The 21,647-nt window shown below is 70.9% G+C and carries 18 protein-coding genes and 1 pseudogene; 12 read left to right on the top strand and 7 right to left on the bottom strand.

Annotated elements, in window-relative coordinates:
* Window positions 1-1,569, bottom strand: a complete 1,569-nt coding sequence (locus RCO28_RS38700) for a long-chain-fatty-acid--CoA ligase (RefSeq protein WP_308946097.1) — start codon at window positions 1,567-1,569, stop codon at window positions 1-3.
* A gap of 216 nt (window positions 1,570-1,785) precedes the next feature.
* On the opposite strand from RCO28_RS38700, the gene RCO28_RS38695 reads away from it, so the two are divergent.
* Window positions 1,786-3,045 (top strand): TetR/AcrR family transcriptional regulator, encoded by a 1,260-nt coding sequence (locus RCO28_RS38695; RefSeq protein ID WP_308946096.1) that lies wholly within the window; start codon window positions 1,786-1,788, stop codon window positions 3,043-3,045.
* 88 nt (window positions 3,046-3,133) lie between these two features.
* Here the strand turns inward: RCO28_RS38695 and RCO28_RS38690 are convergent, their stop codons facing one another.
* On the bottom strand, window positions 3,134-4,342 hold the full coding sequence (locus RCO28_RS38690; RefSeq protein ID WP_308946095.1) for an oxygenase MpaB family protein: 1,209 nt from the start codon (window positions 4,340-4,342) through the stop codon (window positions 3,134-3,136).
* A 192-nt stretch (window positions 4,343-4,534) separates the two neighbouring features.
* On the opposite strand from RCO28_RS38690, the gene RCO28_RS38685 reads away from it, so the two are divergent.
* From RCO28_RS38685 to RCO28_RS38670, 4 genes are all read left to right on the top strand, one after another.
* Window positions 4,535-6,163 (top strand): succinic semialdehyde dehydrogenase, encoded by a 1,629-nt coding sequence (locus RCO28_RS38685; protein ID WP_308946094.1) that lies wholly within the window; start codon window positions 4,535-4,537, stop codon window positions 6,161-6,163.
* A complete protein-coding gene (locus tag RCO28_RS38680) occupies window positions 6,160-6,300 on the top strand; it encodes a hypothetical protein (RefSeq protein WP_308946093.1) in 141 nt (46 codons plus the stop codon). The genes RCO28_RS38685 and RCO28_RS38680 overlap by 4 nt, the downstream gene beginning before the upstream one ends.
* Window positions 6,301-6,428: 128 nt before the next feature.
* Window positions 6,429-6,773: an acyl-CoA dehydrogenase family protein gene (locus tag RCO28_RS38675; RefSeq protein ID WP_308946092.1), complete on the top strand. Its 345-nt coding sequence runs from the start codon at window positions 6,429-6,431 to the stop codon at window positions 6,771-6,773.
* A 1,197-nt stretch (window positions 6,774-7,970) separates the two neighbouring features.
* On the top strand, window positions 7,971-9,335 hold the full coding sequence (locus RCO28_RS38670; RefSeq protein WP_308946091.1) for an MFS transporter: 1,365 nt from the start codon (window positions 7,971-7,973) through the stop codon (window positions 9,333-9,335).
* A gap of 45 nt (window positions 9,336-9,380) precedes the next feature.
* Here the strand turns inward: RCO28_RS38670 and RCO28_RS38665 are convergent, their stop codons facing one another.
* Both RCO28_RS38665 and RCO28_RS38660 read right to left on the bottom strand, forming a co-directional pair.
* On the bottom strand, window positions 9,381-10,634 hold the full coding sequence (locus tag RCO28_RS38665; RefSeq protein WP_308946090.1) for a TetR family transcriptional regulator: 1,254 nt from the start codon (window positions 10,632-10,634) through the stop codon (window positions 9,381-9,383).
* 48 nt (window positions 10,635-10,682) lie between these two features.
* Window positions 10,683-11,777 carry an XdhC family protein gene (locus RCO28_RS38660; protein WP_308946089.1) on the bottom strand — a complete coding sequence of 365 codons (1,095 nt, stop codon included), beginning with the start codon at window positions 11,775-11,777 and terminating at the stop codon, window positions 10,683-10,685.
* 137 nt (window positions 11,778-11,914) lie between these two features.
* Between RCO28_RS38660 and RCO28_RS38655 the strand changes: the two genes are divergently transcribed.
* The 6 genes and pseudogenes from RCO28_RS38655 to RCO28_RS38625 form a co-directional block, all read left to right on the top strand.
* On the top strand, window positions 11,915-12,784 hold the full coding sequence (locus RCO28_RS38655) for a xanthine dehydrogenase family protein subunit M (RefSeq protein WP_308946088.1): 870 nt from the start codon (window positions 11,915-11,917) through the stop codon (window positions 12,782-12,784).
* Entirely contained in the window at window positions 12,784-13,320 is a 537-nt protein-coding gene (locus RCO28_RS38650) for a 2Fe-2S iron-sulfur cluster-binding protein (RefSeq protein WP_308946087.1), read from the top strand. The genes RCO28_RS38655 and RCO28_RS38650 overlap by 1 nt, the downstream gene beginning before the upstream one ends.
* 5 nt (window positions 13,321-13,325) lie before the next feature.
* Window positions 13,326-15,719 carry a xanthine dehydrogenase family protein molybdopterin-binding subunit gene (locus tag RCO28_RS38645; protein ID WP_308946086.1) on the top strand — a complete coding sequence of 798 codons (2,394 nt, stop codon included), beginning with the start codon at window positions 13,326-13,328 and terminating at the stop codon, window positions 15,717-15,719.
* Between the two features lie 84 nt (window positions 15,720-15,803).
* Window positions 15,804-16,439 (top strand): SRPBCC family protein, encoded by a 636-nt coding sequence (locus RCO28_RS38640; protein ID WP_308946085.1) that lies wholly within the window; start codon window positions 15,804-15,806, stop codon window positions 16,437-16,439.
* Window positions 16,440-16,545: 106 nt separating this feature from the next.
* The gene (locus tag RCO28_RS38635; protein ID WP_308946084.1) at window positions 16,546-17,085 is read left to right on the top strand and encodes a MarR family transcriptional regulator; all 540 of its coding nucleotides are present in this window, start codon (window positions 16,546-16,548) and stop codon (window positions 17,083-17,085) included.
* Between the two features lie 444 nt (window positions 17,086-17,529).
* Window positions 17,530-17,811, top strand: a pseudogene (locus tag RCO28_RS38625) (IS30 family transposase); the annotation flags it as partial.
* Window positions 17,812-17,882: 71 nt separating this feature from the next.
* Here RCO28_RS38625 and ygiD read toward each other — a convergent pair.
* The 3 genes from ygiD to RCO28_RS38610 form a co-directional block, all read right to left on the bottom strand.
* The gene (gene ygiD / locus RCO28_RS38620) at window positions 17,883-18,683 is read right to left on the bottom strand and encodes a 4,5-DOPA dioxygenase extradiol (protein WP_308946083.1); all 801 of its coding nucleotides are present in this window, start codon (window positions 18,681-18,683) and stop codon (window positions 17,883-17,885) included.
* 132 nt (window positions 18,684-18,815) lie between these two features.
* A complete protein-coding gene (locus RCO28_RS38615) occupies window positions 18,816-19,823 on the bottom strand; it encodes an ABC transporter substrate-binding protein (RefSeq protein ID WP_308946082.1) in 1,008 nt (335 codons plus the stop codon).
* An 853-nt stretch (window positions 19,824-20,676) separates the two neighbouring features.
* Window positions 20,677-21,246 carry a rhodanese-like domain-containing protein gene (locus RCO28_RS38610; protein ID WP_308946081.1) on the bottom strand — a complete coding sequence of 190 codons (570 nt, stop codon included), beginning with the start codon at window positions 21,244-21,246 and terminating at the stop codon, window positions 20,677-20,679.
* Between the two features lie 69 nt (window positions 21,247-21,315).
* On the opposite strand from RCO28_RS38610, the gene RCO28_RS38605 reads away from it, so the two are divergent.
* Window positions 21,316-21,594 carry a metal-sensitive transcriptional regulator gene (locus RCO28_RS38605; RefSeq protein ID WP_282513995.1) on the top strand — a complete coding sequence of 93 codons (279 nt, stop codon included), beginning with the start codon at window positions 21,316-21,318 and terminating at the stop codon, window positions 21,592-21,594.
* The last annotated feature ends 53 nt before the right edge of the window (window positions 21,595-21,647 follow it).

The raw sequence follows: 21,647 nt of genomic DNA, 5'->3' as shown, positions 1-21,647 counted from the left end.
TTATTCCGCGCGGTCGGCGTCCTGGGTGCGCAGTACGGGCTTGAGCACCTTGCCGCCGGCGTTGCGGGGCAGTTCGGGGACCAGGACGAGGTCCTTGGGCGTCTTGAAGGAGGCGAGCCTCCCGTGGAGAAAGTCCGTGAGCTCGGGCAGTGACAGGTCCGCGTCCGGGGTCACGCCGACGTACGCGACCGGCACCTGGCCCCAGCGTCCGTCCGGCCTGCCGATCACCGCCACCTCGCGTACGGAAGGGTGCGCGGCGACGGCGTTCTCCACCTCGGCGCAGTAGATGTTCTCGCCGCCGCTGATGATCATGTCCTTCTTGCGGTCCACGACCCAGACGAAGCCCTCCTCGTCCCGCTTGACCAGGTCACCGGAGTGGAACCAGCCCCCGGCGAACGCCTCCGCGGTCTCCTGCGGCTTCCTCCAGTAGCCCTGCATCAGGGTCGGCCCGCGGTAGACGATCTCGCCGACCTCGCCCACGGCGACGTCGTTCATGTCCCCGTCCACGATGCGGTGTTGGATGCTGGGGATCGGCCGGCCCACCGAGCCGAGCTTGCGCAGCGAGTCCGCCCCGCGGAGCACGCACGTGATCGGCGAGGTCTCGGTCTGGCCGAACACCGCCACGTTGAGCGCGCCCGGGAACTTCTCGCCCATCGCGCGCAGCGTCGCGTCGCTCGCCGGGGCCGCGCCCCAGCTGATGATCCGCAGCTTCAGGTCGCGCTTGTCGATATCGGGTTGCGCGCAGATCAGATCCCACTGCTGCGGGACGTTGAACACGACGGTGGCGCCCTCGCGTTCGTACGCGTCGAGCACCGCTCGCGGGTCGAAGGCGCCGAGCGGATGGATCACCACCGTGCCGCCCACCACGAAGTTCGCCACGATCGAGCCCAGGCCCGCGATGTGGAAGAAGGGCGCGGTCAGGAAGCCGACGTCGGAGTCGTCGAACATCTCCATCGCGCGGATGCACGTGATCGCCTGCACCTGCATGTTGCGGTGCGACAGCATCACCCCCTTCGGCTGCCCGGTCGTGCCCGAGGTGTACATGATCAGCGCGGTCGACTCCTCGCTGATGTCGGGCAGTTCCATCGGCTCGTACGCGCCCAGGAACTCCTCGTACGCGATGTACGCGATCTCGGGCCCGTCCTGCGCTCCGATGACGACGACCGTGCCGATCGACGCCGCACCCGGCACCGACCGCAGCAGCGGCAGGAGGGAGGCGTCCACGACGATCGCCGAGGGCGTGCAGTCGGTGAGGATGTAGTCGAGCTCAAGGGGTGCGAGCCGGAAGCTGAGCGGTACGGCCATCGCCCCCAGGCTGTTCGCCGCGAAGACGCTCTCCACGAACCACGGATGGTTCAGCGTAAGCAGCGCCACGCGGTCACCGGCGGCGACGCCCCGGTCGGCGAGCGCGGCGGCGAGGCGCAGCGACCGCCGCGACAACTGCGCCCAGGTCGTGCTCTCCCCGAGATGGCGGAGCGCGGGCTTGTCGGGGCGCATCGTCGCGTGGGTGGCCGCCTGGGACATCCAGTGGTGCCGGAAGGACCAGGAGGGCGCCGTATCGGTCGACATGGGGACTCCTCGGGGTGTCGTATCGATCGGTGGCGTGGACGCGTGACCGCCGCCGCATTGTGCCTGCCAACGCGGGCCGCGGAGAAGCGTCGTGACGTATTTTGTTAATGAAGAATCACGTGGGTGGAGGATGGCCGGTGCCTGCTCGTCGTGTGGTTGACTGAGCGGCATGGCTCCGTCTCCGCATCCGTTCGTTCGTCCCCGGCGCCGCCGCGTATGACCACCGAGCCGATCTCCGCAACCCGCCCCCGCCCCCGTCCTCGCAACCGCAGACAGCTCATCGTCGAGGCGGCCGGCCGGCTGTTCAGCGAGCGCGGGTACCACGCTGCGTCCATGGAGGACATCGCCGCCCGCGTGGGGATCTCCGGCGCGGCCCTGTACCGGCACTTCCCCAACAAGTACGCGCTGTTCGCCGAGTCCGCGCACGCCATGGCGGACCGCCTCGTCGCCGCGCTCGACGAGCTGCCGCCCGACGCCGAACCGGCGGACGTGTTCAGCGCGCTCATCCGGGTCACCGTCGCCCATCGCGCCTCGGGGGGCGTGTACCGGTGGGAGGCCCGGTACCTCGACCGCGACGACCGCAGGCAGCTCCGGGCGAAGTTCGCGCGCGTCGTCGGCCGGGTCACCGAGGCGGTACGGGTCACCGAGGCGGTACGGGGCGCCGAGGTGGTACGGGCCACCGAGGCGGTACGGGGCGCCGGGCGTGAAGTGCCGCTGGCCGACGAGCAGTTGCGGGCCGTGGCGGCGCTCGGGGCCGTCGGGTCCATCACCATGCACCGCACCTCCATCGCTCAACGCCGCCTGGAGGAGCTGCTGTTGGCGTGCGCCCTGCGCGTGGCGGGTGCGGCACCTGCGTCGGTCGGGGCGAGCGGGCGGTCGGTCGGGGTGAGCGGGCGGTCGGTCGAGCTGCCGGTCCTGCCCGTGCCGCGCTCGCGGCGTGCGGAGATCCTCGCGGCCGCCGTCCCGCTGTTCGCCCGGGACGGTTTCGCCAACGTCACGAACGGCCAGATCGCTCGGGCCGTGGGTCTCGCCCCGTCCGCGCTCTACCGCCACTACCCGGGCAAGGTCGACATCCTGGCGGCGGCCTGCCTCCAGGCGGCCGGGCTGCTCTCCCAGGCGGTGGACCGCGGCCTGCAGGACGTGGCCGATCCCCGGGACGCCGTAGCGGCGCTCGCGGCGACGTACGTGGCGTACAGCTTCGAGCACACCGCCCTCACCAGCGTCGCCGAAGCCGAGTTCGGCGGTCTGCCCGCCGAGTTGCAGCGCCCCCTCGTACAGGCGCAGCGTGAGCACATCGCCGTCTGGGAGCAGCAGTTGAGGCTGGCCCGTCCCGAGCTCGACCCGCGTCAGGCCCGGGTCCTCGTGCACGCCGGGTTCGGCGTGGTGGTCGAGGCCGGGCGCAGCCTGCGCTGGCGGGACAGCCCCGAACACCGTGCCGCCGTAACGGCGCTGGTCGTCGGCGCACTCGGGCTCTGAGCGGCAACGCCCTGGCCTTGGAGCTGCAACGCCCTGGCCTTGAGCAGCAACACCCGGCCTCTGAACGGCAACGCCCCGCCCTCTGAGCTCAGGAGCTCGGCCTGTTCCCCGTAGGGATCACGATGGGGGTGGTCGTCCCCGAGGAGCCGTTGTTGAGGAACGCCATGGCCAGGGCACGGACGAACTGGTCGAAGACGTAGAAGGCGCCGGGCGCCACCGGGTTCAGGCCCTCGCGGAACAGGATGAAGGCCGGCCACGCCGTGCGGATCAGGGCCGCCGAGGCGTGGTCGCGCTTCAGGCCCAGCCAGTCGCCGATCTCGTCACTGAGGACATAGCGTACGAACTCGTTGAGGAACCCGCGTGTGACGCCCAGGTCGACCTGGGAGGGCAACCCGAGCAGATCCTCGGCCAGTTGGATGCCCTCGGTCGTCGGGGCGAGGACCGGTGTGAGCACCTGAGCCGACTGCTCCTCCGCGTCGGCCCACGTCCTGGGGATGTACTCGTCCCGCACGCCGAGCAGGTGCATGGCGACCTGCCAGCTGTGCAGAAACGCCTCCTGGTCCTCGGCCGGGAACGGGACCTTCCAGTCGAGCAGCTTCCTGCGTACGTAGGTGCCCAGGCTGTGGAACGTGACCAGGATGTCGGCGTTGCTGATCGGGATGGCCTGGTCCGAGACCGCCGTCCAGTGCGGGGACTGCGGCAGCAGGTGGCGTACGGCCGCGTGCACCAGACGCGTCTTGTTGGCCGTGACCACGAACTGGCCCGTCGGCTCGAAGCCCTTCAGCTGGGACAGGTCGTAGCCGAACGTGAACGTCTTGGCCGCGCGGTCCTTCATGTCGGCGCCGCCCGCGGACCAGTAGACGCTCCTGGCCTCGCGCGGGATCACGGTGCTCATGATCCCGCTGCCGAGGCCGTAGAGCATGAAGAGGTACGTGTCCTTGCGCCGGTTGAAGTCGGCGGCCCGCGCCAGCTTCGCCGAATCCGCCCACGAGGGCAGCCTGTTGACCTTCTTCAGGTACTCCGTGAGGTCGGCCGGCAGGCCGCTGGGCAGCGGGTCGTCGTTGTCGACCCACGACTCCATCGCGGCGTTCACCGCCGGAACCCGGCCGTTCTCGATGAGGGAGACCATGAGTCGGTCCACCTCGTCGTCCCACACGTACTCCGGATCGGTGCCCGTCCCGGCTCCGGCGACCGAGCCCTTCGGTGACCACGCCCAGGCGGTGGCCGGGCCCGCCGCGCCCACGAGGCCGAGCGCGGCACCGAGCGAGATGACCCTTCTACGGCTGAGATTGCCCATTCACTTGCTCGCTTTCCTGGTAGGTCGTGCGGCTCATCACGCCTTATTCGACTCGCTGTTGGTGCCGTCAGCGCGGTTCAGCGGTTGTTCCAGGATGTGATTTTTGATTAACATAGCGAGGCGCGCCGCCGTCGACAAGGCAGCGCCGCGGTGTTCCGGTTCGCGTCACTCCCGTACGACCGAGGAGCCCGTATGACCACGGAGCAGGACCACACCCCCGCGCCGCCGAGCCCTCCCGCGACGCTCTCTCGACCCGCCTGGGTGACCGACGAGTTGATCGCGCGGTGGTGTGCGTGGGTGCACCGGGAGGAGGGGCAGGGCAGGCCCGAGGACGTCGAGACGGTGGCGGCGGTCGCGCCCTTCGACCTGGCGCCGATCGCGGCCGTTCCGGTGTGCCTCCCGGAGGACGTCGCAGCGGCGGTCGCCGACGCCCGGGCGGCCGGGCCCGCGTGGGCGCGCACCCCGCTGCGGCGGCGCGGAGAGGTCGTACTCGCCTTCCACGACCTGCTGTTGGAGCGCCAGGAGCAGGTGCTCGACCTCATCCAGTGGGAGACGGGCAAGGCGCGCTACCACGCCTGGCAGGAGGTGGCCCAGGTCGCGACCATCGCCCGGCACTACGCGCGGCGTGCCCGCCACTACCTCGCGCCCCGCTCTGTGCGCGGCATGGTGCCGGGCCTGACGAAGGTCCAGGAAGTGCGGGTGCCGAAGGGCGTCGTGGGCGTCATCTCCCCCTGGAACTACCCGCTCTACCTCGGCGTCGGCGACGTACTGCCCGCGCTGCTCGCCGGGAACGCCGTGGTCTCCAAGGCGGACGCGCAGACCTCGCTGACCCTGCTGTGGACGCGCGCCCTGATGGCGGAGGCCGGGCTTCCGGCCGATCTGTGGCGGATCGTGACCGGCCCGGGGCCCGTGGTGGGGACCGCCCTCGTCGACGCCGTCGACTACGTCTGCTTCACCGGCTCGACCGCCACCGGACGCGCCGTCGCGGAGCGCGCCGCGCGTCGCCTCGTCGGGGCCTCGCTCGAACTCGGCGGCAAGAACCCGCTGATCGTACGAGAGGACGCCGACGTCGCCGCCGCGGCGGCCGGCACGGTCGTCGCGGCCTTCGCCAACACCGGGCAGATGTGCATCCACATCGAACGCGTCCATGTGCACGAGAGGGTCTACGACACCTTCCGCGACGCGCTCCTCCGTGCGACGCGTGAGCTGCGCCTCGGGCGGTCCTACGACTACGCGGCGGACATCGGGTCGCTCACGTCGTCGGCACAACTCGCGGCGGTCGAACGGCATGTCACCGAGGCCGTGGCCAAAGGCGCGACCGTCCTCACGGGCGGCCGGGCCCGCCCCGACATCGGCCCGCTCTTCTACGAACCGACCGTCCTCGAAGGCGTCACGGACGAGATGGCCGTGTGCGGCGAGGAGACCTTCGGCCCGGTGCTCTCGCTCTACAGCTACGGCACGGACCGCGAGGCGGTGGACCTCGCCAACCGGGGGACGTACGGCCTCTCGGCGTCGATCTGGTCGAAGGACACCCGCGAGGCCGCCCGGCTGGCGGGGCTGATCCGCGCCGGGTCGGTCAACATCAACGACGGCGCCGCCGCCGCGGCGGGCAGCGTCGAGGCCGGGATGGGCGGCATGGGAGACAGCGGACTCGGCCGACGCCATGGGGCCGAGGGGATCCGCAAGTACACCGAGAGCCAGACCGTCGCGAGACAACGGCTCCTGCCCCTCGGACCCGGGCCCGGGGCGGGCGCCGCGGCGAAGTTCGTCCGCAGCACGAACGGCCGCCTTGCCCTGCTGCGTCGGCTGCGGCTCCGATGAGCGGGACCTCGGCGGACGGCGTACGCGCACGCCCGCAGGCCCCGCGCGCGGCACCCGGCCCCCTCGACACCGCCGAACTCCACGCCCTCTGGGCCGACTTGGAGACCGACGACGGCGCGCAGCTCCTCCGCTCCTGACCCGGCTCCGCCTTCCTCACCGGCACCACCCCGACGGCAACCCGCGCCCTCGACACCACAGGCCGCCCCGAGTCCATCGCCCGCGCCCTCAGCCCTGTCCGCACCCCAGATCGGAGCCCTGAGTCCAGATGACGCACGCGATATCCGCCCGGCGATCGCTCTACGACGGCGACCACGAACTCCTGCGCGAGACGGTGCGGGCGTTCATCGACAAGCACGCCGCACCGCACGCCGAGCGGTGGCGGGCCGAGGGCAAGGTCGGCCGGGAACTCTTCCGGGAGGCCGCCAGGGCGGGCATCCTCGGCTTCAACATCCCCGAGGAGTACGGCGGCGGCGGGGTCACCGACTTCCGCTTCAACGCCGTGATCGGCGAGGAGTTCTCCCGCCACCCCGCATCCGACGGGCTCGCGGGCGTGGGCCTCTCCAACGACATCGTCGTGCCCTACTTCACCGACCTGACCACGACGGGCTGACCAGCAGCGAACGCGAGGAGTTGGCCGCGCTGCGGCGGGAGAACCGCCGACTGCGCGAGGACGTCGACATCCTCAAGCGGGCCACGGCATTCTTCGCGAAGGAGACCCGGTGACGGTGCATCCGTTCATCGAGGCGGAGAAGCAAAGGAAGGCGCTGACTGCGGTCGGTGCCGGGTTGCCCGGCTGATGCGGGCGGCCGGACCCGAGGGCGGCACCGCAGACGACGGCACCTGACCACGATTCCTGATCCACGAGCCGCCATCCGGCCCGACCTCGTGGTCCGAGACTTCGCTCCCGACGACTCAGGACTCGATACCCGTTGGTGCGGCGACATCACCTACGTCCCGACCGAAGAGGGCTGGCTGTATCCGGCCACGGTCATCGACATCGCCTCGCGGCGGGTGGTCGCGGGGCCCGCGTTCCGTCGTCGACCCGAGGTGCGAAGCTGTGCGGCTGTCGCCGGGGCGATGAACCTGTTGGTCACGACGAAGATGCACTCGGTGGAGGCACTGCACGACTGGGTGATCGAGGCACACCGCGAGCTGCCCTTAAATCGAGGTCGAAGACCGTGCGGTGATCCTGCGGCAGTAGAAGCCCCACGGACACGTTCTGGACGCCTGGGGACGTAGCGAGGCAGTCGTGTCGATCGACATCGGGGAGCGGTGACTGCTTGGGGCCCGCAGTGAACCGCAGTCCCTCCGCCTGCCTGCCCCGGTCGACGCCCGTCTTCGAGGCGCCGGCCACGGCTCACCTTGCCAAGGCGCCGGTGGCGCACGCAGATGAATCCGATGCGGGCGACGAGGGGGTGGTGTACGACTGCGTCGCCGACCAACCGGCCGCTGCCCGGCAGGACCGACAGCAGTGCGTGGGCAGCCAGAAACGCGTCGCGTGCCTGCGTGATCAGTCGGCCGAGGGCGGGGGAGACGAGCGGAAGTGCGGCACGGCTGGACCTCTGGACGAGGCGACGTGGAAGAGGCGGAACTCCGGCGTGGACACGCCGAGCCAAAGGCTGCGGGCTTACTGACCGACACTTTCGAAGTGCTTGAAACCTAAGGGCTTAAATTTCATAGCGCAAGACTCGAGGTGGAGTGGGTGGGTGAGCCTGATACTCAAGGTTCCTAAGGTCTTAACCATTGACCACTTAGATATAGCCACTTACTGTCTCCGCAACTCCTCTGTTGGCGGAAGGACCCCTCCATGGCGACTGTGGCCGGCAAACCAGCCCTTGGCTCGATAGCGGCAAGACTCGAACGACTGCCGCACTCGCGCTGGCACGTCAAGGTCCGATTCCTGATCGGCGCCGTCACCTTCTTCGAGGCGTTCGACCAGCTGTTGGCCGCCTCCGCTCTGCCTGTCCTGATGAAGGAATGGAACCTGAGCACCGGGCAGGCCACCTTCGCCGTCACGGCCGCCTCCATCGGTATGCTGCTCGGCGCCCTGGCCGCCGGCTGGATGGGTGACCGGATCGGCCGGGTCCGCACGGTCGCCCTCGGCGTCGCGGTCACCGGTCTCGCCAGCCTCGCCGTCGCCTTCTCCGGCGGCATCGAGATGTTCTCGCTCTTCCGGTTCGTCCAGGGACTCGGCATCGGCGGTGTGGTCCCCGTCGCCGCGACCTACATCAACGAGATCGCCCGCTCCGACAAGCGCGGCCGGTTCGTCCTGCTGTACGAGATGATCTTCCCGGCAGGTCTCGCGGCAGCCACCCTGGTCGCCGTGTGGGTGGTCCCCAACCTCGGCTGGCGCGCCATGTTCGTCATCGGCACCCTCCCGGTGCTGATCGCCGCCGCGCTGCCCCGTCACGTCGAGGAGTCCCCGCGCTGGCTGCTGGCCCGCGGACGTACCCAGGAGGCCGAGGCGGCAATCTCCCGTATCGAGGCACAAGTCGCCCGCGCCACCGCCGAACAGCTGCCGCTGCCCGCCGCCGACGTTCCCGAGGACACCTCCAGGGGCGGGCTGCGCGACCTCTTCCAGGGACGCTATCTGCGGCGCACGGCGGTGCTCTCCGGGCTGTGGTTCGTCGCCTACTACGTCAACCACGGCATCTCGGCCTGGCTGCCGTCCCTCTACACGAGGCAGTTCGGCCTGGATCTGACCACGGCCCTCGTCTACACCCTGCTCAGCAACTTCACCGGCCTGCTCGGCACGCTCGTGGTCGCCCTGCTGATCGACCGCATCGGCCGCAGGCCCGCACTGGTGGCAGCGCTGTGCGGCACCATGCTCTCCCTGGGCGTACTCGCGCTGGCCGGCGCGACCTCGGGAGGCCAGATCGCCGTCTTCGCCTCCTGCACGACCTTCTTCCTCTACGCGATCAACGCGGGGCTCTACCTGTACTCGCCCGAGCTGTACCCCACCTGCAACCGGGCCAAGGGCGCCGCGTTCGGCGGACTGTGGAACCGGCTCGGCGTCATCGTCGGACCGATCACCGTCGGCGCGGTCATCAGTGCAGGCGGCAGCCTCTCTATCGTCTTCGCGCAGCTCGCGGTCGTGGCCGCGGTCGGCGCTGTGATCGCCTGGTTCGCGGTCGAGACCAAGGGCAGGACGCTGGAGGAGCTCAACTCCTGACACCGCCGGCACATCCGGTTCGGGGCCGGTGGCCCGGAGCAGTGATCACTGCTCCGGGCCACCAGCCCCGAGCGACTGCCCCAGGGTGCCGAGCAGCGCGCCGAGGCGGCGCCGGTCCGCGGGCCCCAGTCCGGCCAGCAGCTCCTCCTCCTGCGCGCCGCGCACCGCGCGGACCCGATCGGCCAGCTCGACGCCCTCCTGCGTGAGGCGGAGATGGACGATCCGGCGGTCGTCGGCGTCGCGCTCGCGCCGGATCAGCCCCGCTGCCTCCAGGCGGTCGGCATGCTGGGTGAGCCCGCCGGCCCGGACCGAGCCGGCCGCCGCGACCTCGCCCGTCGTCCGCCGGTAGGGCTCACCCGCGTCATGCAGGGCGGCCAGCACGTCGTAGGCGGGCAGGCTGATGCCGTACTCGCGGACGGTTCGGCCGATGAGCGCCTGATGCCGCTGGGCGCACTCGCCCAGCCGCGCGAAGAGCGCCGAGGGGGACCCGCCCTCGTGGGGACGCACGGGGGCGGGGCGGATGGCCTCCACCTGTGCGCCCTCCACCTGTGCGCCCTCCGCCGCCCGCGCGTCCGGCGGGCGCGCGGCCTGCGGCCCGGGCGTGACGGGGGCCGGCGCCGCGGGGGGAGCGGTGTGCAGAGCGTCGCCGAAGGCCGTCGTGAGGACGTCCGCCAGCGCGGGCGCGAACTCCCCGGTCGGGACGGACGCCGCCGGTTCGTGCGCGAAGAGGTAGCGCTCCATGATGACGCCGAAGAGGACGCTGCGGACCAGCGCGGCGCGTACATCGGCTTGAGGTGAGTCGCCAAGGAGCCGGGCGAGCGGTTCGCCGACCTGCTTCTCCAGGATCGTGCGCAGCATTTCCGCGCTCGGCGCGTGGCCGACGGCGGAGCGGATCAGTGCCGGCCAGGGATCGTGTGCCGGCAGCCGGTCCCACCGGTCGAGATAGGCGCCGGCGAGAGCCGCCGGCACATCGCCCCCGCCGCGGGCCGCGGCCGCCAGCACGTCCTCCGCGACTCCTGTGCCACTGCCGACGACCTCGCGGAACAGCCCGTCCTTCGTGCCGAAGTACGCCATCACCAGGCCAGGCGTCACCCCCGCCTCGGCCGCGATGGCACGGACGCCGACCCCCTTGTAACCGTGGGCGCCGAACAGCCTCCGGGCCGCGTCGACGACCGCCCGGCGGTTGCCCTCCGGGTCGTGCGAGCCGGGGCGGCGCTGCCCGGACGGAGGGCTGCCTCCGCCGGTCGCTCCGGGGGATGTGTCGCGCGCGCTCGGTTGCCTCTTGTGTCCTGGATCCACATCCCTCAGATTAAACGAGTGTTCAGAAAAACAGTCGTTCAAAAATGGTCACGACATGTGCACGGGGCCTTCCCGGACCGTGAGCGGCAGTCCGCTGCCGCCGCGCCGCACCGCGACGATCTCGGCCATGATCGACAAGGCGGTCTCCCCGGACCCCCGCCCGCCGAGATCCAGGCCGATCGGCGAACGCAGCCGGGCGAGTTCCGCCTCGGTCGCGCCTGTCTCGCGCAGCCGCGCCAGCCGGTCCTCGTGCGTACGGCGGCTGCCCATGGCCCCCACGTACCCGGCCCCGCTGCGCAGGGCGAGGGCGAGGACGGGCACGTCGAACCGGGCGTCATGGGTCAGCACGCACACCGCGGTCGCCGGACCGATGAGGTCCGCGTTGCTGCGGAACCAGCGGTCGGGCCGCTCGGCGACGACTTCGTCGGCGCCCGGGAAGCGGTCGGCGACCGCGAAGGCGGGCCTGGCGTCGCAGACCGTCACCCGGTGGCCGAGTGCGGCTCCGATGTCCGCGAGGGGGCGGGCGAACTCGACCGCCCCGAAGATCAGCAGCCGGGGCCGCGGGGCGAAGGACTGCACCAGCAGCTCCCGCTCCGGTGCGCACGCCCCGTTACCGGCGGCCCCTTGTCCGGTGGTGACCAGCCCGCTCTCACCTCGGCCGAGCATGCCTTCGGCGGCCAGGACAGCGGCCCGGTCCACCCGCGCGTCGCCGAGCGAACCGGTGACCGTCCCGCCGCCTGCGGCCAGGCAGCCGTCGCCGTGCACGGGCGTGACCAGGGCCACCGGCGCACCCGCCGCGAGATCGGCCGCCACTCGTTGGAGCGGCACATCGGGGCCCACTGCGCGGATCAGCACCTCGATCGTGCCGCCGCAGGTCAGGCCCACTGCGAACGCGTCCTCGTCGCCGACTCCCCAGCTCTCCACCACGGGGGCGGCGCCTGCGAGCACTTGCTCCGCGGTCGCACAGACGGCGGCTTCGACGCAGCCGCCGGACACGCTGCCGACGATGCGGCCATCCTCGGTGACGAGCATCGAAGCGCCCGGCCCGTGCGGGGCCGAGCCCCAGGTCCGTACGACGGTCGCCATGGCGAAGCGGGTTCCGGTGCGCTGCCAGGCGGTGGCCTGGTCGATGACGTGTCTCATGTCGCTCACCTCGGACCGAGAAATCTGGGGCAGCCTCTTGCCAGAATAAACTTTAGCGTAAATCATTTTAGGTACTAGATAGATTCGGTGTCGAATACCACGGCGCGACGACGACTCGAGAGGTCCGGTGCAGCAGGTTGAAACCCACATCCTTCGACTACATCGCCCCCAGCACCGTCGGAGAGGCTGTCGCCCTCCTGGCCGACGAGACGCGGGAGGCGAAGGTCATGGCGGGCGGCCAGTCCCTGATCCCTATGCTGAACATGCGCCTCGCGAGGCCCGAGCTGCTGGTGGACATCAGCCGCATCCCCGAACTCGGCAGCCTCCACGTGGACGAGTCGGGCGCACTCCATATCGGAGCCGCGGTCCGACAGGCCCACGCCGCCGCTGACCACGCGGTACGGGACGGATGGCCGCTGCTGGCCGCCGCGATCGGGCACATCGGCCATCCGCAGATCCGCAGCCGCGGCACCGTCTGCGGCAGCCTCGTCCACCACGACCCGGCCGCCGAACTGCCCACCGCGGCGCTGGCCCTGGACGCCCGTTTCGTGATCGCCGGACCGCGCGGCACCCGCACGGTCGCCGCCGAGGACTTCTTCGTCGCCACCTTCGTCACCGCCGTCGAAGCGGACGAGCTGCTCACCGAGGTCGTGTTCCCGCCGCTCCCGGCGGACCACGGCTGGGCCTTCGAGGAACTGACGCGACGGCATGGCGACTTCGCCACCGTCGGCGTGGCCGTCCTCCTGGAACGGGACGAGGCCACGGACACCGTCTCCACCGCCCGCGTCGTCTTCTGCGGCGCGGGCCCCGTCCCCGTACGCCTGCCCGCCGCCGAGGACGCGCTCGTCGGCACCGACGCAGGCGAGCAGGCACGCGCCGCGGCCGCCCGTGCCGCCCTCGCCCGCCTCACCCCCTCCGACGACGTCCACTCCACCGCCACCCACCGGCGCGAGAGCGCCGCCCATCTCCTCGTCCGCGCCTGCACCACCGCCTGGGAGCGCAGCTGATGACCCCCTCCGTCCCCACCCCGCTTGCCGCCCGCACCCCGCCGCTCGCCGAACCGTCCGCCTGGCACGAACTCCGCCTCACCGTCAACGGCCGAGCGGTCACCGCCCAGGTCGAGTCGAGGCTGCTGCTCAGCGACTTCCTGCGCGACCGGCTGGGCCTCACCGGCACCCACGTCGGCTGCGAGCACGGAGTCTGCGGGGCCTGCACCGTCCTCGTCGACGACGAACCGGTACGCACCTGCCTCACGCTGGCCGTGCAATGCGAGGGCGCGGACATCCGCACCGTCGAGAGCCTCGCCCCCGACGGCAGCCCGCTCACTCCCGTCCAGCGCGCCTTCCACGAGTGCCACGGCATGCAGTGCGGCTTCTGCACGCCCGGGTTCGTCATGACGGCGACCGCCCTTGCCGAGCAGCCCGAGCGCCCCGACGAGGAGCAGGTCGCCGACGCCCTCAGCGGGCATCTGTGCCGGTGCACCGGCTACCGCAACATCCGCCGTGCCGTATGCCAGGCACTCGACGAGCGATTCGGGGAGTGACCCGTATGTCCCACGATTCCCACCCCGCCCCGCAGAACGCCGGCAGCGGCAGCTGGATCGGGCGTTCCGTCCCACGCGTCGAGGACGACCGCCTGCTGCGGGGCAACGGCCGCTACGTCGATGACATCGCCCTCCCCGGCGCCGTCGAGGCCGCCTTCCTGCGCAGCCCGCACGCCCACGCCCGCATCGAGTCGGTCGACACGAGCGCGGCGCTGGCCGCGCCCGGAGTCGTCGCCGTGTGGACGGGCGACGACGTGGCGGACCTGCCGGCCATGCTCAACAAGGAGGAACTGCGCACCCCGCCGGGCCTCGCCGAGCTCCTGGACCCCGTCGTCCGGATGACTCCGATGCCGCTGCTCGCACGCGACAAGGTTCTCTACGTCGGCCAGCCCGTCGCCGTCGTCCTCGCCGAGAACCGCTACCTCGCCGAGGACGCCCTCGAACTCGTCGACGTGCGCTACGCCCCGCTGCCCGTGGTCGTCGACCCGGAGCACGCCCTGACACCGGACGCGCCCCTGCTGCACGAGGACCTGCAGGACAACACCGCCGTCGCCGTCGCCACCCGCACCGGCGACCCCGAGGCCGCGTTCTCCGGCGCGCACACGGTGGTGAGCGAACAGTTCGAGGCCCACCGCTACGTCGCCTCGCCGATCGAGACCCGCGCGATCTCGGCCCAGGTCGACCCCTACAGCGGCCGCCTGACCGTCTGGTCGGGCACCCAGACCCCGCACCGGCTGCGGGAGGCCATCGCCCACACCCTCGGTCTCGACCCCGCCGCGGTCCGTGTCATCGCCGCCGACGTCGGCGGCGGCTTCGGGCAGAAGGGCATCCTCTACGTCGAGGAACTCCTGATCCCGCACGCCGCACGCCACCTCGGCCGGCCCGTGCTGTGGCGCGAGGACCGCAACGAGAACCTGATCGCCTCCTCGCACGCCCGCGAACAGGTCCACCGCATCGAACTCGCGGCGGACGCCGACGGCCACCTCGTCGCCGTACGCGACCGGATCACCGTCAATTTCGGCGCGTACAACATGACCGGCCTCGTCGTTCCGTACAACTCGCTGTGCCACCTCCTTGGGCCCTACCGCGTGCCCAACGTGGACATCGACGTCACCGGCGTCCTCACCAACACCACCTTCGCCACGCCCTACCGGGGGGCCGGCCGCCCGGAGGCGGTGTTCGCCATGGAACGGGCGATGGACCGGCTGGCCGCAAAGCTGGGCATCGAGCCAGAGGAACTGCGGGCCCGCAACCTGGTGCGGCCCGACGAGATGCCGTACGCGACGGGCCTGGTGGACCGCTCGGGCAAACCGCAGTCCTACGACTCCGGGGACTTCCCCGAACTGCTGCGGCGCGCCGTCGCCAGGGCCGGTGTCGAGCAGGTACGCGCCCGGCAGCGCGAGGGCGCCCGCGACGGCAAGCACCTCGGCATCGGCTTCGCCATGTACATCGAAGCGACCGGCCTCGGACCGTTCGAGACCGCCCGCATCGACATCGCCCCCAGCGGCCGGGTGCGTCTCGCCATCGGCGCCCCCTCCCAGGGGCAGGGCCACCGCACGTCGATGGCACAGATCGCGGCCGACGCCATCGGAGTGCCCCTCGATGTCATCGACGTCGTCGGAGGCGACACCGAGGCCACCCCGTTCGGCGTGGGCACCATCGCCAGCCGCGCCCTGGTCAACGCGGGCAACGCCACCCACCGCGCCGGCCGGCTCGTGCGCGAGAAGATCGTCGAGGCGGCGGCCCGCCGGCTCGGCATCCCGGCGGACCAGCTCGACCTGAGCGACGGCGTCGTCGCGGCGAAGGAGCCGGGCGGACCCTCGATCACCCTGGCCGAACTCGCCGGACGTGCCCCACTGCCCGGCACACCCGAACCGACCGACGGCCGACACGGCACCGAGCTCAGCGAGACCGTGCACTTCCGCCCGCCGGGCTTCGCCGTCGCGAGCGGAGCCCACGCGGCCGTCGTCGAGGTCGACGAGCACACCGGCGAGGTCCAGATCCTGCACTACGTCGTCGTCCACGACGCGGGCAACATCGTCAACCCGATGATCGCGGAAGGACAGGTCACCGGCGGCATCGCGCAAGGGATCGGCGGCGCACTCTACGAGGAGATGATCTACGGCCCCGACGGTCAGCCCCGCACCGGCACCTACATGGACTACCTCGTGCCTACGTCGTCGGAGATCCCGGACCTCGACATGGACGAGATCTTCACCCCGAGCCCCATGAACGACCTCGGAGTCAAGGGCCTCGGCGAAGGCGGCGCCATCGCCCCGCAGGCGGTGCTCGCCGGCGCCGTCGAGAACGCGCTGCGCTCATTCGGCGTGGTCGTACGCCGCGGCCCGCTTTCACCCAGCCGCGTCCGCGACCTGATCCGTACAGCCGCCCGCACCTGAACCGCCCCCGCGCTCCCAAGTACCGCCCCCGTACCGCCCCTCCCGAATCCGGTCCCGAGCCGGCGGGCCCATGATTGGACATCCATGCAGCTCGACCACTCCTTCACCGTCCCGACAGATCCCGACGAGTCCTGGAAGCTCTTCCAGGACCTCGCCCGGGTCGCGCCCTGTATGCCCGGCGCCGTGCTTGACACCCTCGACGGCGACTCCTTCACCGGCCGCGTCAAGGTCAAGGTCGGCGCGGTGCAGATGAGTTACCGCGGCGAGGGCACCGTCACCCGCGACGAGAGTGCCCGCTCGATGCACCTCAAGCTCAGCGGGAGCGAGACCCGCGGGGCAGGCACCGCGTCGGCCACGGTCACCGCGACGCTGACCACCGACCCGGCCGGCACCCGGGTGCGCGTGCGCACCGACCTCGACATCACCGGCCGTCCCGCGCAGTTCGGCCGGGGCATCATGACCGAGGTCGGCGACCGCATCGTGCAGCAGTTCGCCACCCGCCTCGAGGAGCTGCTGCAGGACGCCGGGCCCGTTGCGGCAGCGCCTTCCGCGGTGGGCGCGGCGGATACGGCCCAGGGCCGGTCCTCGACCGAGCCGGAGCCGGTGGACCTCGGAGCGGCCGCGCTGCCGGTGCTGCTCAGGAAGACCGCCGCGCCCGCGGCAGCCGCGCTGCTCGCCATCGTGGTGATCCGGGTCCTGACGCGGCGCTCCCGCAGGTGAGGGAGCCGGCGCGGCCGTCCCCGGCCCAGTCGATCGGCTGAGCGATAAGATTCTCAGTGCCGTGAGAAGCCAGAGGGCGTCGGCGGGAGCAGTACGGGGGAAGAGGATGGCTGCATCGAGGCCGGCAGACCGGGACGCCGTGGCCAGGGTGATCGAGGACTGGGCGCGCGAACGGCCGGAACTGGACACGAGCCCGCTGGAGGTCCTCGCCCGGCTCCACCGCTCCTTCCTGCGCTACAACACCAGGCTCACCGCATCGATCGAACGCCATGGACTGGCCGTGGCGGGCTTCGATGTGCTGACCGCGCTGCGGCGGTCGGGCGAGCCGCACCAACTGACGGCGGGGCAGCTCGCCGACTCCGGACTGGTGTCGTCCGCGGGGGTGACCCTGCGGCTCGACCGTCTGGAGAAGGACGGCCTGATCGCCCGTGAACGGGACGCCGACGACCGTAGGGTCGTCTACTCGCGCCTCACCGAGAAGGGCCTCGCGACGGTGGACACCGTGTTCGCCGAGCATCTCGACAACGAACGTCGGATGCTCGGCAGGGTGTCGCCGTCCGAGAGGCGCCAACTCGCGCGGCTGCTGCGCAAGTTGGAGGACTCGATCCTCGCGTCCGACGAGGAACCGCCCGCATCCACGCAGTAGGCACTTGCCCGCAGTCCGGCGCCCCTCCCCGGCACCCGGTCTGCTCGCAGACGGGGCGCCGAGAGGTGACATGCGCGGAGATTACCGACCGTCGCCGAGGTGGCATCGGGCTCCTGCACGCTGTGTCCTGCTTGCGCGGAGTGGCCCTACAGTCGTTCATCCAGCAGTCGCATCAGCTGAGGGACGTCGTGACGGTTTCCGCTGTTCAGCGAGACGACCATGGGGTGCCATGCCGGTCGACGATCAGGTGGTGCTTGCCTGGACGCTCGCGGTCGACTGGCGAGGGACGGGGATGAACGCTTGGAGTTCGGCCATACTCTCAGCTTGTTGTGGCCCTCGGCGTGGGTTGGAGCTTGGCGTCGTGCCGTATGTGGACTTGCGGCCGGACTTGGGTGGGCTGCTCCCCACGGACGATGGCCAGAGCTTCGGCGACCGTCGGAGCAGATGCGGCGGACGCTCACCTGGGACCGGGGCCGCGAGATGGCCGAGCACCAGGCCATCACGGCCGAGACCGGCATGCCGATCTACCTCTGCAAACCACGCAGCCCCTGGCAGCGGGGCACCAACGAGAACACCAACCGCCTGCTACGGCAGTACCTGCCCAAGGGCGCGGATCTCCGCACGTTCAGCCAGGCCGACCTCCACGCCATCGCCCACGAGCTCAACCACCGTCCCCGCAAAGTCCATGGCTACCGCACTCTGGCAGAGGTCTACGCTGACCTCCTGAACAGCGTTGATGCGCTGACCACTTCAGCTCGCCCTGGTTTATTGAAGATGTGCCGCATGTCGGGTGCGGGTCAGCCGAGGCGGATGCCCAGCATGGAAATGGATCCGCCGTCGAATCCGTCGACGGGGAAGGTGACGGGGTCGTCGCCTGCGCAGGCGGCCAGGACGTAGAGCAGCGGCAGGTAGTGCTCCGGGGTGGGGACGGCCAGCGCAGCGTCCGCGCCGCCCTGTTCGTAGGCAGCGATGTCGTCGAACCTGCCCGCGGTGATCAGCTCCCGTAGCCGGGTGTCGAAGCGGACGGCCCAGTCGAACGGTTCGACCGGATGCCGGCCCCAGGCATAGGTGTGCAGGTTGTGCACGACATTGCCGGATCCGAGGATGAGGATCCCGTCCTCGCGCAGTGGGCGCAGGCGGCGGGCGAGGTCGTAGTGCTGGGCCGGGGTGAGGGTTTCGTCGATGCCCAGCTGGACGACGGGGATGTCGGCGTCCGGGTACATGTGGATGAGTACGGACCAGGTGCCGTGGTCGAGTCCCCACTGGGTGTCGAGTTCGATGGGGGTGGGTGCCAGCAGCTCGCAGACCCGGGCCGCGAGGTCGGGTGAGCCGGGGGCCGGATAGTCGACGTTGAACAGGGCTGGAGGGAAGCCTCCGAAGTCGTGGATGGTCGCGGGGCGCTCTTCGGCCATGACCCGGCCGCCGGGTACGTACCAGTGCGCCGAGACCGACAGGATCGCCCGCGGCCGCGGGATGGAGTCGGCCAGCTCCCGCCACGCGGCGGTGTAGGTGTTGTCCTCGATGGCGTTCATCGGGTTGCCGTGGCCGATGAAGACCGCCGGCATCCGTACGGCCTGGTCTCCGGCGGAACTCGCCATCTCGTCCTCTTCCGTGCTACCGGTTCAGCGGTCTGTCGGGCGGGTCTGGGGAACAAGCCCGGCGGACCGGAGCTCATCGATGAGTCCGGCCCGGCGGCCGGGGAGGGCAGCTGCGGTGCGGCCGTCGACGTCTCAGTGCCAGCTGCGGTCGACGCCGGTGGGGTTGTCGCCCTGGACGGGGCCGATGAAGTCCTCCATGATGCCGCGCAGTCGCTCGACGCGGGCGCGGTCGAGCATGAACTCGCGGAATCCGCGCGGGTCGGTATTCCCGTACTGGTCGATCGGCTTCCAGCCGGGGATCTGCACGTCCCGGCGGGCCGGCCACTGGGCCGATGCCTGCTGGGCCTGCTGCGAGAGCCGGTAGCTCATGTACAGCTTCGCCGCGGCGGGGTGCGGCGCGTCCTTGAGGATCGCTCCGGTCTGATACCACGCCTGGAAGAAGTCCTCCTTGGGCAGGATGAACCTCATCGAGTCACCCGCGGGCGGGTTGAGGTAGTAGAACGAGGTGAACGTCGCCGCCCGCTCACCCGAACCGATGACCGCCAGCGGCGTCGCGGTCCCGCGCACCCACATCGGGTTCTGCGCCAGCAGCTTCTCCAGCCAGCCGTAGCCGTGCTTGGCGATGATCTGCTCGAACTGGAACAGGACGGCGTCGTCGTCGTGCGGATACGTCAGCACGATGCGGTCCTTCAACTCCGGGCGCAGGTAGTCCGTCGCCTCCCGCGGGGCCTGCTCCTCCGGGATGACCTTGGTGTCGACGACGTTGGAGAACGCGAAGACGAACAGGGCGTAGTAGGCGCCGTCGGGGTCCACGAAGTCCGGGTCGACCTCGTCGAGGCCGTCGGGCCGGTACGGCTGAAGCAGGCCGTGCTGCTTCCAGTACGGGAAGTCGTTGACAGTCTGCACATGCACCACGTCCACACGGCTGTCCCCGCGGATGCGCTGCGCGTCGATCCGCGCGTTGTGGTACTTGCTCAGGTCGACGGTGACCTCGATGTCGATGTCAGGGAACATCTCGCTGAAGCCGGCCGTATACATCTGGGCCTGCTCGGGAGCATCCCCTCCGGCGTACACGACCAGCCCGCCGCCCTCGGCCCTGGCCTGCCCGTACAGCTCCTGCATCCGGGGGTCGGTGCTCATCGCCTTCTCCTTCTGTACGCGCGGCGGCGCTTCGCGTCCGTTCTGCCGGGGCAGCGCCTCTACCCTCCACGGGTCCAGAGTCACCCACATCGGCACGGTCCGAGCGGGACACCCCGGCCGCGAAGGAGAAGGCACCCGCACGTCGTGACGTATCACCCAAACACACGACACTGGGGGCGGCGTCGGCCTGCTGAGCGGCCCACCCGTTGCAGCGCCGAGAACGCCGGCAGCCTCTTGCGGCTCGCGTGCCAGCCCCCCGGAGGCAGGGTGACGCACCCCTAAGGCGGGCCGACAGCTTGTCGGTGGACGAGACTGAACAGGCTCACGTGTCCGTACATTCCTCGGGCGGCACCCCATCGCCCGCAGTGCGGGGGCTGGGCACCGTCGCCGCGAGGTTGAGGCGTGCGGCCATGTTCAGGTTGACCTCGCCGTACGGAGATATACGGCAGGTTCGAGTTGGACATGAGCAGCCGCCTGGAGCTGGATCTGGCCGCCCGGGCGGCCACGGTGCCCGGCCCGCGCGCCCCGGACGCTGCACCCGCTGGGCGAGGCGCGTCCTGACCGCCGGGCACCGTTCAGCGCAGGCGGCCGAGGCCGGCACGAAGCGGCCGCTACGGGCGGCGTACTTCTGTCAGCCGACACCATGGATGCGCGGGTAGGGCTCTTCGATACGGCGGACCTGGAGCTCTGGTGGCCCACCTTCAACCTCGCCGGCGTCTTCCTCGTCTGCTGCGGCCTGCTGCTCGTTGCCCTGCCCTGGCGCGACGTTCTCCCCGCGCGGGAGAACGTCGCGGATCAGCAGCCGGGTGCCTCCTGCCGCAGCACGTCGACGCCCAGGGGTGCCGGGGCAGGGTCAGGCGGCCAGACGCAGCAGGGTCTCCTGGAAGGAGACCGCGCTCCTGGGAGGCCGGTTGTGGGGCAGCTTGGCAAGGGCTGCGGCCATGCCGCAGGTATTGGTCACGCCGGAGAAGACGAGTCCGGCGCCGATGGCACCGGACAGCCAGTGCGCGGGAGGCCATGCGAGGCCGGCCAGGAAGCCGGCGAGGACGAGGGTGCCGGCGGCGAGGCGGACCTGGCGGTCCATGGGCCAGGTGGCGCGGGCGCCTACCGGGCGCTCGACCTCGTGGCCCGCAGTGGCCCAGGCGGTGGTCCCGCCTTCGAGGGTGGCAGCGTCGATGTCCTGGGCGGCCAGCTGTGCGCAGCCCTTGGCGGACCGGGCTCCGGAGGCGCAGACGATGAGGAACGGCGTGCGCTGTGCGGCCTTCTTCAGGGCGTCTGCGGCTTCGTCCAAGCGGTCCAGGGGGATGTTGTGGGCGCCGGGCAGGTGGCCGGTGGCGTACTCGCCGGGGGTGCGGACGTCGATCACGGTGAACTCGCCGAAGCGGGCGGCGGCCTGGGCGGGGGTGAGTGCGGTGGTGGTCACGGAGCAGATGCCTTTCTGGGCAGGTTCCTCCACGGTACGATACCCGTGGGGGTATGTGAGGAGGTTGGTGTGCAACTCGACATGAGTGCCGAGGAGCTGAAGTCGGCGCTGAACCGGCTGCGGCGGGCGCAGGGTCAGCTCGCGGGAGTGATCAAGATGATGGAGGAGGGCCGGGACTGTGAGGACGTCGTCACGCAGTTGTCGGCGGTCTCCAAGGCGCTGGACCGGGCCGGGTTCTCGATCATCGCGACGGGTCTGCAGCAGTGCATGACCAGCGAGGACCCGCTGGTGCGGGACTCCGCGCAGATGCGGGCCCGGTTGGAGAAGCTGTTCCTTTCGCTGGCTTGAGAGTTTTTGCATCCCGTGGGGCCTGCCGCGGACGCACCGGCAACGGGGCGTCC

Origin of the sequence: Streptomyces sp. LHD-70 (assembly GCF_031157275.1) — a bacterium.
Classification (GTDB): Bacteria; Actinomycetota; Actinomycetes; order Streptomycetales; family Streptomycetaceae; genus Streptomyces.
The sequence above is the reverse complement of the archived record's forward strand: the minus strand, read 5'-3'. Positions and strand labels throughout refer to the sequence as shown.